We start from the raw sequence: 15244 nt of genomic DNA on the forward strand, positions 1-15244 counted from the left end.
TTTGCCCCATGGGCGAATCGAAGTGCCTTGCGAAATTCTGATTGCTCACCTTGCCCGCACGGCGTGCAATCGCATTCGGAGCGCTTGAGTCTTCCCGCGTCCGCATATTATTTATTCTTGGCAGCTTGCTCTCGGGAGGTGCGATCCTGGAGCGCGCGCAGGCTTATGTCAAGCTCGACGGGCATTCGCTCCCTTATTTTGAGCACGCTATCCGTCCTGACGTGCGCATTTTTTGGGGAAAACGCGAGCGGGGAGAATGTGTGCGTACAATGGCAGGTTTCCCGTCATACTTCGTAACCGAGAGGGTGCGAATTGGGGACGTAATGCGGGAGACGTAGTCAGTCCCGCCCTTACCGACAAGAGCAGTGTAGCGATGCAGACAGCAGTGACGATTGACTCCCGACGCACCGAGCCCGGCGACTGGCTGACCGCGGCTTTCCTGCTCGGCTTTCCCTCTATTGCAATGCTCGTGCAGGGCGCCTCAAGCGCCGTATCGATCGGCGCGGGTGTCATAGCCCTAGCGGCGTTGTGCTGGCGGCCGGCTGGCGCGCCGTATGGCTACGCGCGTCCCGACCGTCTCGGGCTGGCGTTGTGCATTGCACTGTGCGCCCCTGTTGCCGCCGTGGCGCTCAGCACGCTCTCGCACGACCATCCATTGCTCCGCACCTGGGATTCGCCCTCGCGGTTCCTACTTGCAGTCCCGATCTTCCTCGCCCTGCGCCGTGCGCCGCTGCGGACCTTCGCCTGGGCGGACCTCTCCTTTACGCTGGGGGCGCTCTCCTCGCTCGTGATTGCCGTCATCATGCCGCGCGATTGGGGCGACGGACGCATCGGCAGCGCGTTCCTGAATCCGATCCATTTCGGTGATCTCGCCGTCGCGCTCGGCGTGCTGTCGGCAATTGCGCTGAACTGGTGGCGCAAGGACTCGACGTTCATGCGTGCGCTCAAGTTCGCGGGCCTGTTTGCCGGCCTTGCCGCTTCGCTGCTGTCGGGCTCGCGTGGTGGCTGGGCTGCGATCCCTCTCGTTGCCGTACTGATCGTATGGGAACTCGGCCGCGGGAAGCCGCTTCACTGGAAAGTGCTGATGCCGGTGACTGTCGCGCTGCTGCTCGGGATGGTCTACGGGCTGTCGGGGACGGTACGCCAGCGCGTCGGCGACGTGTCATCCGACCTCGCGCAGTACACGCAGGGCCACCGCGACACGTCGGTTGGCATACGCCTGCAGCTCTACGAGGCAGCTTCCACGCTGATCGCCGAACACCCGGTGCTAGGCCTCGGTGGCGACGGGTTCCGCGACAAGATGACCTCGATGGCCAAGCAAGGCGCGCTCACCCCGAAGGCGGCCGCATTCGGCGAAGGCGAAGTGCATAACCAGTTGCTCGCCTACATGGCCAACTATGGCATTGTGGGCGGCCTCGCGCTGCTCTCGATCTACATCGTGCCCGCGATATTTTTCGCGGCGAAGCTCAAGTCCGGATCGAGGACAACGCGGCGCACAGCGCTCATGGGACTGTCCTTCGTCCTGATGTTTTTCGTTTTTGGGCTGACTGTAGAGACGTTCGACCTGAAGAGCACGGTGTCTTTCTACGCGACCATGCTGGCCGTCCTCGCGGCGATTACGGAACGGTCGGATGGTAAATCCGAGCGGTTGTAGGGGATTTTTTTATTCGTTCGGTTTTGGGCGATTTCGTGCTTCGCAATAGCCCACGACTTCATCGTCGATATTTTCGACTGAGATTTCATCGATATTAGCCTCGGTGAAAGTCGGCCTGAGACAAGGGCAGGCATGCAGGCACCCTATCGGGGCGAATCTCGCCGAAAACGGCGACGCCGCGCCGCCCGATCACCAATTTTCGGCCTATGGGCGTGAGTTGCCTGCAGCACGTAGACCAGGCGTCGTTCCAGCGCTGCCTAACGCTTCTATCTACGGCAACGAGAATCTGGAAACCAATTCGTTGCTATGGTTCTAGCCGATCATCAATATTTGCTCAGGTGCGCGCCCGAAGTCGTTTCTGAATCGGTTATCGCTGATCAACAACTCTATCAGCCCATACGGCATGCAAAAGTCGAGCGCGTGGCTCGGCGAATTAGGAAGCGTTGCGACAGCCTTAGCTAGAGTTGCCGACTACGCACCATCTGTAATGCCGCAATCCCTTGTGGGTAGGTTAAGAGCACCTTTTCTGCAATCAAGTAACTGCCGGCGAGCGTCACCATGGTGTTCGCCACATTTGCCGCCGTTACGCATGATTACAAGCCTGCAAAATTGTTGCGGATTATTACATCCGCGTTACAAAAACTGCTTCGAAACGTTAGAATGCGAATCAGGTTTACGTTGATCGAGGCGGTAAGAAGTGAATACAGCAACGTCGGCTGGAGTTGTCATCTGGCTCACCGGCATGTCCGGAGCGGGCAAGTCGACCGTCGCGCGCGCGTTGGTCAGTCGACTGCAAACGTTTGCCCTTCGAGCAACGATGCTCGACGGCGACGTGCTGCGTACGGGCCTCAATTCAGATCTTGGTTTTAGTGACGCCGAGCGTACGGAAAATCTCAGGCGCGTCGCCCATGTGGCGGCGCTGTTTTGCAATGAGGGGTTTGTAGCCGTCACGGCGACCATTTCGCCCGAGCCCGAGCACCGGGAAAATGCACGGCGCATCGTCGGCGAATCGGCGTTTGTCGAAGTGTTTGTCGACACGCCGCTCGAAGTTTGCGAAAAGCGCGACCCCAAAGGGCTATATCAACGCGCCCGCCGCGGTGAGATCGCGCAGTTCACTGGTATCGCTTCACCCTATCACCCACCGGCTCATCCCGATCTCACACTGCACACGCAAGACAATTCGGTCGAAACTTGCGTCGACCATATCGTCGATTACCTGGTGCGCGACCGCCAATTTGCGATTGGCCGCGTCAGAGAACGATCGCTCAAGGTCGCTAGTCTTCGCGCGGGCATCGGTGGAAAATAAGCAATGTCCGGCGAGGCGCTTTTGCGGCTTCGCCCCCGGTATCAGCCAGCGGCTCTCACCGACGTCCCACTCACACTTTGAAGCTTCGACACGCTCGACGGTTGGTATTCAGGCACCCAGCGGCGAAGATCGCGGCGCACTTCGTCGTCGCCTGGAACACGGTGCTGCATAAGCCACGGCAACAGTTCGTCCAGCAGATTGACCGGCACCTCGCGCGCCCGCGCGATGCGCAGCTTCGGGTGCGCCGTACGCGCGGTCATCTCGTCATCGGCCAGCAACTCCTCATAGAGTTTCTCGCCGGGACGCAAGCCACTAAACTCGATACGGATCTGATCTTCGGCAAAGCCATAAAGCCGGATCAGGTCGCGCGCCAGATCGACGATCTTGACCGGCTTGCCCATGTCGAGAATGAAAATCTCGCCGCCCTGCCCCATGCTCGATGCCTGAAGCACGAGCTGCGCCGCCTCGGGAATCGTCATGAAAAAGCGGGTTATCTCGGGATGCGTGACGGTCACGGGACCGCCCCTCGCGATCTGCTGCTGAAACTTCGGGATGACACTCCCCGCGCTACCCAGTACGTTTCCAAAGCGAACGGTCTCGAACTGTGTGCGCTCGCTCGTCTGCTGCAGCGCCTGGCACGCCATCTCGGCGAGGCGCTTGCTCGCGCCCATGACGTTGGTCGGATTCACGGCCTTGTCAGTCGAGATCAGCACGAAATGGCGCACGTTGTTGCGGATCGCCGCGGTCGCGACGCGGTACGTGCCAAGCACATTGTTGCGCAGAGCCTGCCACGCGTTGAGCTCCTCCATCAGCGGCACGTGCTTGTATGCCGCCGCATGGAAGACGATATGTGGCGCGTAGCGCGACATGACGTGGTCGAGCAGCAGCGAGTCCTTCGCATCGCCGATGAACGAGATCATCGCCTGGTCGGGAAAGCGCTCACGGATCTCTTCGGTGAGGCGGTAGATCGCGTACTCGGACAAGTCAAACGCGATGAGCTGTGCGGGCTGGAACTTCAGGATCTGGCGGCAGAGTTCGGAGCCAATCGAGCCACCCGCGCCCGTGACCATCACCACGCGGTCTCGCAGCAGCGCCTCGACGTGGGCGGTGTCGATGTTGACCGCTTCACGGCCAAGAAGGTCTTCCAGGTCGATCTGGCGAATCTGGGAAAGAAAACCCTGGCTAGGCATGAGGGCCGTGAGCGAAGGCAAGACCATCGCCTTGACGCCAAGGCGCACGCAGAGCGTAGCGAGGCGTCGCTGCGTCTCCATGGGCGCGGACGGGATCGCGATGATCACATGCTCGACCTTGAGCGTCTCCGTCCAGCGCGCGATTTCATCGATCGTGCCGAGGACCTTGTAGCCATAGATCTCGCGGCCCCGCTTCGCGACGTCGTCGTCGAGCAGACCGACCAGGCGCCACTCACCCGAGCGCGACAATTCACGCGCGAGGCTCGCGCCCGCGCCCCCCGCGCCGAGAATCAGTACGGGCTTACCGCGACCGACAAGACCGCCGTACAGATAGAACTCTTTACTGGCCCGATAGATCGCTCGCGCGCCGCCCATCGCGAGGAACAGTAGCATCGGCGTAAGCAGGAGGACCGAGCGTGGAATGATCGGTTTCGGCTGAAACATGACCGCGCCGATCATCACGACGAGCGCACCGACCACGATCGCCTTTGCGATGCGCATCAGATCGGGCAGGCTCGCGAATACCCACAAGCCACGGTACAAGCCGAAGGTGCGAAACATCGCGCCGTAGACGGGAAGGACCCAGAAGAGTGCGACGCATGCGCCCTTAAAAAAGGGAGCCGGAATTTCACCGTTGAAGCGGACGACGTACGCGACGAGCCATGCCGCCACTGCGGCCAGCATGTCGAAGAAGAAAACACCGAACGACAACCAAGATGCCTTGGATCGCAACATTGGCGGCAAACCTCGAAATTATTTCGCGTCAGATTCTGGGGAGGCTGCCCTGTGAAGATCGATGACGATCTCCCGGGAGGCAAATCTCCAGACCACGCACCTAAACTTGGCCATTGCTGCCACAGGGACCCGCTCCATGCCGCGGCGCCGCAGCAGTTATTATGCCCGCAAGCCTGACGAGGTACCAAACGATCGGAGCGCACCGCGCACTGATCTTAATGCTTGCGATGCGCCGCAGGAATTTCCCTAAAGAAACAAACGTCTCAGCCGCGTTACAGATGCGTCAGCATTTAAAGGGAAGAATCGACTGCGGAGATAAGCTAATTGTCGTTAGAATTCTGAAAGCTTCGCCAATGCATATCGATGACGACGGCACAGCCGCCCAGAACGCCGTACCACGCTGCAAAAATCAGCCATTGCTGCCACATCGGCCGCCCCAGCGCCCATAGCGCGACGATGACGCCGGCAAACATCACGGCATACCAGTAGATTGCGGTGCGGCTGTGACCGATGCCCGAGCGCACCATGCGTTGATAGTAGTGCTCCCGATGCGCTTGCCAGAATTTTTCCCCACGACACACGCGCCTCAGCAATGTAATCGACGCATCCGCAACAAACGGGGAAAAAACAAGGGCTGGAAACCAAAGCGGCCAGACGGCGCCGCGCCAGCCCCAGTAGCCGAGTGCGCCCGCCAGAAAGCCGAGCGTGATCGAACCGGCGTCACCCAGGAACAATTTCGCCGGGTGATAATTGAGGAACAGGAAGCCGAGTGCTGCCCCGGCGAGGGCGGCACCCACCTGTGCCAACGCCGGCGATGGATGCCCTGTGGCCAGAGCCGCCGCCGCGTAAGCGCCGAAACCAAACAGCGCCATGCCGCCTGCGAGGCCATCAGCGCCGTCCATGAAGTTGTACAGGTTGATCAGCCAGAGCATCAGGAAGCCGATGCCTGCGAGCAGCCACCAAGGCGCGTCCGCCGGCCAGATGACGACCAGCGCGACCACTGCCGCGAAATGGACGGCAAACCGGATGCGCGCGGGCAAATCGCGACGATCGTCGATCTGCGACATCAAGGCGAGCGCCGCCGCTCCCGCCGCGATCAACCACATCTGCGGTGCGTGCCATAAAAGCGCCGCGAGGCCGACCGGTACGATCCCCCAACCGCCCACGCGCGGAATCGGCTTGACGTGAAGCGAGCGATGATTCGGCACATCGGTCGCGATACGCCAGCCGAGACCGCTCGAAAGCAAGCCCCGCAGGATCAGAAAACTTGCCAGGGCCGACGCCGCGGCCGTAAGCAGCACGATCCAGCCGGATGTTGCGATTACGTCAAAAACCTCGCTCATGCGCGCCCCTGCTCCTTGCGACATGCGCGATACCAGTCGGCCGTCGCGCGCAGTCCCTCGTCCAGCGTGTACGGCGGGTGCCAGCCCGACAACTGTCGCTGGATCGCCGATGCATCGAGAACCAGACTTTCGGTGAGACGCTCGATTTGCGCGGTTCTTCCCGTGAGCCTGCCGGCGAGTTTGAGAAGCGACACGGGCACCGGTATGAGCCGTGCCGGGCGGCCGAGATGCCTGCCAGTGGCACGCAGCAGGTCCGCGACGGAAGGCGCGACATCGTCTGCCAGATGAAAACAACCGTTTGCTGAGCGTGCGTCGGATGCGCAATGCATGAGCGCGTCGGCCAGATTGTCGACGAACAGCAGGCTGCGCTGGGCATCCACGGCGCCCAACGGCAACGGTGTCCCGCGCCAGACGGTATCGAGCATCTTGCGGAAGTTGGCGCCGACGTCCGGGCCATAGACGAGTGGTGGCCGTACGACCACGACATCGAGTCCCGTCTCGCTGCGCAACTCGGCCAGTGACCGTTCCGCCGCAAGCTTCGAGCGGCCGTAGGCGTCGTCGGGTTGCGCGAGCGCGTCTTCTCGCAGCGGTTCGCGCGTGCCCCCGCTCCCCGCGATTGCCTTGATGCTGCTCACGTAGATGAATCGACGCACGCCATTGCGCTGTGCGGCGCGCGCGACGCGTAGCGTCCCCTCGACGTTGGTCGCATTGAAGGCTCGCTGCGTCTCGTCACTCTCCGTTTCATTCATGACGTGCACGCGCGCGGCAAGATGCACGACACAGTCGACATCGCCGGACGGCGCCCGCCAATGCACGTCGATATCGGCGAATTCCGGCCTGCCATGAACCCATTCCGCGACGCCAACCGGTGCTGTGCCAGCACGGCGGACGATACCGGTTACGCGGTGTCCGTTTTCGACCAGGGTACGGCATAGGGCGCGGCCCACGAAGCCATTCGCGCCCGTTACCACGACATGCATTGGTGTTGGTTCCAGGTAGCTCTAGACGAGAAAAATACGAATACGGCCAGTGAAGGAGCGCGATCGTACGGCGTTCGCGCTCGATTGGCGCATAACAATAGTGTAACGGATGGTCGCCTCGGGACTGGATCGAATGCGGCTGACCACGTGCAAATCATGGTGGCATGGGAACGCCACTTGCACCGAACCTTCAACTAAGCAGCGTGGCCTGCGGCGACACCAGGACCAGATGCATGTACTTCCAACGTTAACGCAACGCACCCAAAGCGACAAATCGCAGGCATCGTCAAGGGACGGCACCCGACAGGTACGCATCGAACTGACTGCTGGCCTGCATCAGCAAACGCGCTGGAGCTGATCCGACCGTCCTGGAGATCGATCCGCTGGCCTCGCGGGAGATGTCGATAGAAGCCGGAAGCGGTTGGAGGCAGCACAAAGCCGCCGTTCGGTGGTTGCTATGCAATACCAGAGCGGAACAATATAATGCTCAGGTTCCGCTTCCAAGACCTTACAAAATCACACAAAGTAAGCAACGGGGATGATGCCCCAATAGCCGCGTAGTGCTCAACGGTGAATTGTCGTGCAGTTTTGCGACTTCCGTCGCTCCGGCCCGTAAGCCAATCATTGCCTTCCAGAATCTACCGAATACACCACAGGATTTCGATGAAAGCTATCATTCTCGCAGGCGGACTTGGGACTCGAATTTCCGAAGACACGGCCAATCGCCCGAAGCCAATGATAGAAATCGGAGGGAAACCGATTCTGTGGCACATCATGAAGATCTACTCGGCTTACGGGGTCAACGATTTCGTGATCTGCTGCGGCTATAAGGGCTATGTAATCAAGGAATATTTTGCGAACTATTTCCTTCATACGTCGGATGTGACGTTCGATATGCGTACGAATGAAATGAAGGTTCATCAGCAATATGCCGAGCCCTGGAAGGTGACGTTAGTCGACACCGGAGAATCGACGATGACGGGCGGCCGTCTGCGTCGGGTGAAAGACTTCGTTAAGGATGAGGAATCTTTTTGCTTCACCTATGGTGATGGGCTTAGCAACATCAACATCAATACGCTCACGGAGTATCACAGGCAGCGCGGAACCCTTGCGACGCTCAGCGCCACTTACCCGCCAGGCCGTTTCGGCGCACTGGATATCCGGGAAAACAAAGTCAGTTCGTTCAAGGAAAAGCCGAAGGGCGACGGCGGAATGATTAATGGCGGATTCTTTGTGCTATCGCCGAAGGTGATCGACCTGATCCCGGACGACCAATGCATTTGGGAACGCGAGCCGCTGGAACAACTCGCCAGTAGTGGTCAACTTTCGGCGTACGAGCATGAAGGCTTCTGGCAGCCCATGGATACGTTGAGGGACAAGAATTACCTGGAAGAGCTTTGGCAGAGTGGCAAGGCGCCCTGGAAGGTGTGGTGATGACGGACAGTTCATTCTGGCGTGGCAAGAAAGTCTTTCTTACGGGGCATACCGGTTTCAAAGGCAGCTGGCTGACGCTCTGGCTACAGGCGCTCGGCGCCAGAGTCACGGGCTTTTCGCTCGCCCCCACTACCGAGCCGAACATGTTCGCGCTTGCGCGGGTTGCTGACGGCATTGAATCGATCATCGGGGATATACGCAACCGCGAGTCCCTGTTGAATGCGATCAAAGAGGCTGCGCCAGACGTTGTGATTCATATGGCAGCCCAGCCGCTCGTGCGCGAATCGTATGTGAATCCGGTGGAGACGTACGAGACGAATGTACTGGGTACAGTGCACTTGCTCGAGGCTGTTCGACACGTCCCCACCGTGCGGTCCGTCGTTATTGTCACCACTGACAAGTGTTACGAGAATCGGGAATGGGAATGGGGCTACCGCGAAAACGAAGCAATGGGTGGCTACGATCCGTACAGCAGCAGTAAGGGCTGCACTGAGTTGGTCACCGCCGCCTACCGTAGCTCTTTCTTCAATCCCGCAGCTTACGATAAACACGGCGTAGCAATCGCAAGCGCTCGCGCAGGCAATGTCATCGGGGGCGGAGACTGGGCAGTAGACCGGCTCATCCCCGACATCATCCGCGCAATCGGCAATGGAGAGACAGTCAGCATCCGCAGTCCGCACGCGATTCGGCCGTGGCAACACGTCCTCGAACCACTCAGTGGTTACCTTGCCCTCGCAGAAAGCCTGCATACCGCTGGACCGCGTCATGCCGACGCGTGGAACTTCGGGCCAAATGATTCGGATGCTCAGCCTGTTCAAGCGATCGTCGAGCGGCTCACATCACAATGGGGTGACAATGCGCGCTGGGCGCTGGACGGCAATGAGCACCCGCACGAAGCCACTTATCTGAAACTGGACTGCTCGAAAGCGCGTACGCGCCTCGGCTGGCGCCCCCGGTGGAGTCTCGACCGGACACTTGACAACATTGTCAGCTGGTACAAGGCCGCCGCCCGTGGTGAAGATATGCGCGCAGTTACACTAGCCCAAATTGACGAATACACTCAGTCTTAAGACTACCCGCCATGAATAAAGATCAGATCCGCGAGCAGATTATCCAACTCGTGCAGCAGTACGGTTCGCTTGCCACGCAACGGCCCGCATTCGAACCCGGAAAAACCGTGATCCCGCCCTCCGGCAAGGTGATTGGCGCACGCGAGATGGAGCTCATGGTCGAAGCATCGCTCGACGGCTGGCTTACGACCGGGCGTTTCAATGACGAGTTCGAAAAGAAACTCGCAGCGTATCTCGGCGTGAATTTCCTGATTACCGTCAACTCGGGTTCGTCCGCTAATCTGGTTGCGTTCTCAACGCTGACCTCCCCGAAGCTCGGCGATCGCGCGATCAAACGCGGTGACGAAGTAATCGGAGTTGCGGCGGGTTTCCCGACCACCGTCAATCCTATTATCCAGTTCGGCGCAGTACCGGTTTTTGTCGACGTAGAACTAGGTACGTACAACATCGACGCAAGCAAGATCGAAGCAGCCATTTCGCCGAAGACGAAAGCGATCATGCTCGCTCATACACTGGGCAATCCTTACAATCTCGAAGTCATCGTCGCCCTTTGCAAGAAGTACAACCTGTGGCTCATCGAAGACTGCTGCGATGCGCTTGGCGCGACCTATAACGGTCAACTCGTAGGTACGTTCGGCGACATCGGCACGCTCAGCTTCTATCCCGCGCACCACATCACTATGGGTGAAGGCGGCGCTGTCTTCACGAATAACCCCGAACTCAAGTTGATCGCGGAATCGTTCCGCGATTGGGGGCGTGACTGTTACTGCGCACCTGGCAAGGACAACACCTGTGGCAAACGGTTCTGCTGGAAGCTTGGCAACTTGCCAGAAGGCTACGACCACAAGTACACCTACACGCATCTCGGCTACAACCTGAAGATCACGGACATGCAGGCGGCGTGTGCGCTTGCGCAGATGGATCGCCTCGATGGTTTCGTGCAGGCGCGTCGCGAGAACTTCGCATATCTGCATGACCGGTTGCAAAGCTGCAAGGACTTTCTGATTTTGCCCGACGCGACGCCGAATTCCGATCCGTCATGGTTTGGCTTCCCGATTACCTTGAAGCCAGAAGCCGAGTTCAACCGCGTTGACCTGCTTGACTACCTCGATCAGAACAAGGTCGGTACGCGACTGCTTTTCGCTGGCAACCTCACGCGTCAGCCGTACATGATTGGCAGGGAATACCGTGTCAGCGGCGAACTGACGAATACCGACATCGTCATGAACCGCACCTTCTGGGTCGGCGTGTACCCTGGCCTCAGCAAGGAGATGCTCGACTTCGTCGCCGAAAAGATCGAAACATTCCTCGGCGTCAACTTCTGATTTAAAAATATGCGTAAGCCGCTGCCCGTTGAGGATCTCGATTTGATCGTCGACCAGACCGCCGAGGTCTGGTCTGCGTTCGATCGCGCGCGGCTTTTCATCACCGGTGGAACAGGTTTTATCGGCTCCTGGCTGCTCGAGGTGGTGCAGCATGCCAACCGCGTACGAGGTAGCGGGATCGAAATCGTCGCGCTGAGTCGTGACCCCGACAAGGCACAAGGCCACGCGCCTCATCTATTCAATAGCGCTGAAGTAACGCTAATCAGAGGCGATGTGGCGGATTTCAGGGCAAACGCCGGACCAATCGATTTATGCATTCATGCGGCAACTGATGTTGCCGATCCAGCGAAGGCCTCGGACAGGCTACGAATATTCGATACGAATATCATCGGTACGCGAAATGTGCTCGACTTCGCCCAGGCACACGGCGCGTCGCGCTTTCTGCTCACATCGAGCGGCGCGATATATGGTACTCAGCCGCCAGCGCTCACCCACGTACCGGAGACATTTAGCGGAGCACCCGATCCGCTCGACGTGAGCGCTGCGTATGGTCAAGGCAAACGCGCAGCGGAATGGCTGGTGTCGGCGTACGGGCACCAGAGCAATATGTGCGCCACTATTGCCCGGATCTACGCACTCATCGGTCCAGGCATCCCGCTTGACGGCCCGTTCGCGGCTGGAAATTTTATTCGTGATGCTTTGGCTGGTCGCCCTATCACCATCAACGGTGACGGGTGCCCGATGCGCAGTTATCTCTATATGGCGGACGCCTGCGTTTGGCTCCTTCAAATGTTGCATTCCGGCGAACGCGGCCAGGCATACAACGTAGGATCCGAGCGTGAGATTTCGATTATTGATCTGGCACGCATGATCGAAGCCCTGTGCGGCTCCAACATCCTGGCGACGCCGCGCATATCCCCGACAGGCGCCCCCGCCCCGAGGTACGTTCCGGATACGACAAAGGCGCGCAGCGTCCTCAATGTCGCAGAAATAACGCCTCTCGAAGACGCCTTACTCAAGACGATCAACTGGAACCGCATGGCGGTCACGGCATGACGAAATTCGATGCAGTTCGCCTGCGCAAGACCATCTTGGATATGGCATTTGCGGGGTCGACAGTCCACATTGGCTGCGCATTTTCAATCGTGGAGTTGCTTGCAGTGCTTTACCGAAGCCATTTGCGCTTCGATGCAAACGACCCACGCTCCGCACGCCGCGACTACATGGTGCTCAGTAAGGGGCACGGTGTTATGGCGCAATATGCCTGCCTGCATGAAATCGGCTGGCTCGCGGCGCAGGACATCGCTCGGTATTTCGGAAACGGCACCCATCTTAAAGGGCTGGCAGATGCACACGTGCCGGGTATCGAAGTCACTTCCGGTTCGTTAGGACACGGCCTGTCTGTTGGCGTCGGACTCGCATTGGGTGCGAAGAGAAAAAAGACGGAGCAAATGTGCTATGCGCTTGTTGGAGACGGCGAATTGAACGAAGGGCCAATCTGGGAAGCCGCCCTTTTCGCTGCTCAGTTCAAACTGGACAACCTGGTAGTAATCGTAGACGTGAACGGTTTTCAAGCCATGGGTTCGACCGATGAGGTCATCGGCCTTGGCGATATAGCCGCGAAGTTCGCGGCTTTCGATTTCGACACGTTGAGCATCGACGGCCACGACGAAGCTGCGATTGGTGCCGCCTATCACCAATTCAAAAACCAGAAGAACGGACGCCCAAAGGCGCTAATAGCCAAGACAGTCAAAGGGAAAGGCGTCTCGTTCATGGAACACGACAATATCTGGCACTACACGCGGCTCACATCGCAGACCTATGAAGCTGCCGTGTCTGAACTGGGAGGCCAGCAATGAGAGACGCATTTTCGAACGCATTGGTAACTGCAGCCAAACAAGACCCCACGGTGTTGCTGCTGACAGGCGACCACGGTTACGCGCTTTTCGATGCGTTCCGGCACGCATGCCCCGATCAGTATCTGAATTGCGGCATAGCCGAGCAAAATATGGTTGGCGTCGCTGCCGGACTCGCGAAGGCGGGGTTCCGCCCAATCGTCTATGGCTTGGCAGCGTTCGTACCGATCCGCGTGCTTGAGCAGATCAAGATCGATGTCTGCTATGAGAATTTGCCCGTTACCTTTATCGGCGACGGAGCTGGAGTCGTTTACGCGCAGCTTGGCACTAGCCATCAATCCACCGAAGATATCGCCGCGTTGCGCGCTGTATCCCAAATTTCGATTTATTCGCCTGGCGACAGATTCGAATTAACTGCATGCGCAGAGCGTATCATGCGCAATCCGGGTCCCGCGTACCTTCGAATTGGCAAGGCCGACCTCGGTGACATCCATAGTGCGCCTCTAAGCAACTGGTCAAACGGCGATTTGATTGCGGCGACTAACACTGGCGCGCCGTTTCTGTTTGTTGCCACTGGCTCTGGCGTCAAGTTGGCACAAAAAGTGGCTGCAGCACTGGGCAATGCAGACGTCGTTTCCGCCCCTTGTCTCAAACCATTCCCGGAATTGTCACTGCGCACCTTGGCCAAGGGCCGAGAGGCAATAATCACGTTCGAGGAACATTCGATCTACGGCGGACTTGGCGGCCTGGTCGCTGAAACGTTGATGGGTCACTACCTTGGAACATTTGTACGCGTCGGCATTCAAGATCGTTTCAGCGAGATATGCGGTAACTATACGTATCTGATGGAGAGCCACGGTTTGGCCCCTGAGAGTGTTGAGAAACGGATCAGAAAGGCACTTGATGCAAGCGCCCAACTCCAACAGTAAGCCCGACGAGTTTGTAGGCGAGACGGGAAGCGAGCGTGGTCTCGCTGGCGAGCCAATGCGAAAAACGGCAATTCAGCTTGTTCGCTTTCTGGTTGTCGGCGGGCTGAACACCGCATTCGGATACTCGTTGTTCGCCGTACTCACCTACGTTGGTGTCGTCTACCCAATCGCAATCGGCCTCGCAACGGTCGGTGGCGTCCTGTTCAACTTCCAGAGCGTAGGGCGACTGGTTTTCTCCGGTGCGCCTCGCTCGCGTTTCTGGCGTTTCGTGGGCGTCTATTGTGTCGTCTACCTGGTGAATCTCGGCGGCGTACGTTTGTTGCTAGATCATGGCGCCAGCGTTTACGTCGCAAATGCACTCATGCTGATTCCACTCAGTCTGCTTGCATTCATCCTTAACCGTCAGTTTGTTTTCAATTTCCCATGAAGCACGTTACGGTCGTCACTCCCTGTTTCAATGAGGAGGAAAACATCGAGGCGGTGTACAACGAGGCTCGCCGAGTATTCTCGACGATTCCCGGTGTGACATACGATCACCTGTTCATCGACAATGCGTCCACAGACGCGACTGTCAGCAAGCTGCGCAGTATTGCGGCGACAGACCCTGCCGTTAGCGTGATTGTGAATGCGCGAAATTTCGGGCACATCCGTTCTCCGATGCATGGACTGATGCAGGCAAAGGGTGACGCTGTGATTCTTCTGGTCGCCGACCTCCAGGATCCGCCTGACCTGATGCGTGATTTTGTCGAGAAGTGGCTTGCGGGCGCACCGATCGTGATCGGGGTGAAGCCTGAGTCGAAAGAGTCTGCGCTTTTTTTTGCGCTGCGTCGTGCGTACTACCGTCTAGTCACGCGCATTGCAAACGTGAAGCTCATTCAAAACTTCACCGGGTTTGGGCTCTACGATCGGAAAATTATTGAAATTCTGCGGAAGATTGACGATCCCTATCCGTACTTTCGCGGGCTCATCTGCGAGATCGGCTTCGATGTGATCCAGTTGCCTTATGTGCAACCGCGACGCAAACGTGGGATATCCAAGAACAACTTCTATACGCTGTACGACATCGCGATGCTTGGCATCACCTCGCATTCGAAGGTGCCGCTCAGGCTTGCTGCTATCGGAGGGTTTTTCCTGTCAGGTGTAAGCCTCTGTCTGTCGCTCGTATACCTGGTGTTGAAGTTGATGTACTGGAACAGCTTCTCCATGGGAAGCGCCCCGATGCTCATCGGGTTGTTCTTTTTTTCGTCAGTGCAATTGTTTTTCATCGGTTTGCTGGGTGAGTACGTGGGCGCAATTCTGACTTATGCCCAGAGACGTCCGTTAGTGATTGAACGAGAGAGAATCAACGGCATCGCTTCGTCTGACGATGCTAGCTCGGCTGCCGTTGAAAAATCGGACTCTATTGCGCCCGCAGCCTAATTC

General features: G+C 58.3%; 13 protein-coding genes. 10 read left to right on the forward strand and 3 right to left on the reverse strand.

The genetic code is table 11. The features are described from left to right. Positions 1-256 precede the first annotated feature (256 nt). Both BFD71_RS28490 and cysC read left to right on the forward strand, forming a co-directional pair. Positions 257-1654 (forward strand): O-antigen ligase family protein, encoded by a 1398-nt coding sequence (locus BFD71_RS28490; RefSeq protein WP_256094954.1) that lies wholly within the window; start codon positions 257-259, stop codon positions 1652-1654. 697 nt (positions 1655-2351) lie between these two features. Then, positions 2352-2960, forward strand: coding sequence for an adenylyl-sulfate kinase (gene cysC, locus BFD71_RS28495; protein ID WP_256094955.1), 609 nt, complete (start codon positions 2352-2354; stop codon positions 2958-2960). Between the two features lie 41 nt (positions 2961-3001). Here cysC and BFD71_RS28500 read toward each other — a convergent pair whose 3' ends face one another. The 3 genes from BFD71_RS28500 to BFD71_RS28510 all read right to left on the reverse strand — a co-directional run bounded on the left by BFD71_RS28500 (position 3002) and on the right by BFD71_RS28510 (position 7208). Continuing rightward, entirely contained in the window at positions 3002-4885 is a 1884-nt protein-coding gene (locus BFD71_RS28500; protein WP_069267659.1) for a polysaccharide biosynthesis protein, read from the reverse strand. 320 nt (positions 4886-5205) lie between these two features. Beyond that, positions 5206-6228 (reverse strand): MraY family glycosyltransferase, encoded by a 1023-nt coding sequence (locus BFD71_RS28505; RefSeq protein ID WP_069267660.1) that lies wholly within the window; start codon positions 6226-6228, stop codon positions 5206-5208. Then, positions 6225-7208, reverse strand: coding sequence for an NAD-dependent epimerase/dehydratase family protein (locus BFD71_RS28510; RefSeq protein ID WP_069267661.1), 984 nt, complete (start codon positions 7206-7208; stop codon positions 6225-6227). Before BFD71_RS28510 ends, BFD71_RS28505 begins: the two co-directional genes overlap by 4 nt. A 663-nt stretch (positions 7209-7871) precedes the next feature. On the opposite strand from BFD71_RS28510, the gene rfbF reads away from it, so the two are divergent. The 8 genes from rfbF to BFD71_RS28550 are packed head-to-tail and all read left to right on the forward strand — an operon-like array spanning position 7872 to position 15241. Continuing rightward, the gene (gene rfbF / locus BFD71_RS28515) at positions 7872-8642 is read left to right on the forward strand and encodes a glucose-1-phosphate cytidylyltransferase (RefSeq protein WP_069267662.1); all 771 of its coding nucleotides are present in this window, start codon (positions 7872-7874) and stop codon (positions 8640-8642) included. Continuing rightward, the gene (gene rfbG, locus BFD71_RS28520; RefSeq protein WP_069267663.1) at positions 8642-9712 is read left to right on the forward strand and encodes a CDP-glucose 4,6-dehydratase; all 1071 of its coding nucleotides are present in this window, start codon (positions 8642-8644) and stop codon (positions 9710-9712) included. The genes rfbF and rfbG overlap by 1 nt, the downstream gene beginning before the upstream one ends. Before the next feature lie 11 nt (positions 9713-9723). Further along, positions 9724-11037 carry a lipopolysaccharide biosynthesis protein RfbH gene (rfbH, locus tag BFD71_RS28525; protein WP_069267664.1) on the forward strand — a complete coding sequence of 438 codons (1314 nt, stop codon included), beginning with the start codon at positions 9724-9726 and terminating at the stop codon, positions 11035-11037. Positions 11038-11046: 9 nt separating this feature from the next. Then, on the forward strand, positions 11047-12093 hold the full coding sequence (locus tag BFD71_RS28530) for an NAD-dependent epimerase/dehydratase family protein (RefSeq protein WP_069267665.1): 1047 nt from the start codon (positions 11047-11049) through the stop codon (positions 12091-12093). Further along, positions 12090-12896, forward strand: a complete 807-nt coding sequence (locus BFD71_RS28535) for a transketolase (RefSeq protein ID WP_069267666.1) — start codon at positions 12090-12092, stop codon at positions 12894-12896. The genes BFD71_RS28530 and BFD71_RS28535 overlap by 4 nt, the downstream gene beginning before the upstream one ends. Further along, on the forward strand, positions 12893-13822 hold the full coding sequence (locus tag BFD71_RS28540) for a transketolase family protein (protein WP_069267667.1): 930 nt from the start codon (positions 12893-12895) through the stop codon (positions 13820-13822). Before BFD71_RS28535 ends, BFD71_RS28540 begins: the two co-directional genes overlap by 4 nt. Then, the gene (locus tag BFD71_RS28545; protein WP_083245522.1) at positions 13797-14249 is read left to right on the forward strand and encodes a GtrA family protein; all 453 of its coding nucleotides are present in this window, start codon (positions 13797-13799) and stop codon (positions 14247-14249) included. The genes BFD71_RS28540 and BFD71_RS28545 overlap by 26 nt, the downstream gene beginning before the upstream one ends. Then, complete coding sequence (locus BFD71_RS28550) at positions 14246-15241, forward strand: glycosyltransferase family 2 protein (RefSeq protein ID WP_069267668.1); 996 nt, start codon at positions 14246-14248, stop codon at positions 15239-15241. Before BFD71_RS28545 ends, BFD71_RS28550 begins: the two co-directional genes overlap by 4 nt. Positions 15242-15244 lie beyond the last annotated feature (3 nt).

Source organism: Paraburkholderia nodosa, from assembly GCF_001718195.1.
Lineage (GTDB): Bacteria > Pseudomonadota > Gammaproteobacteria > Burkholderiales > Burkholderiaceae > Paraburkholderia > Paraburkholderia nodosa_A.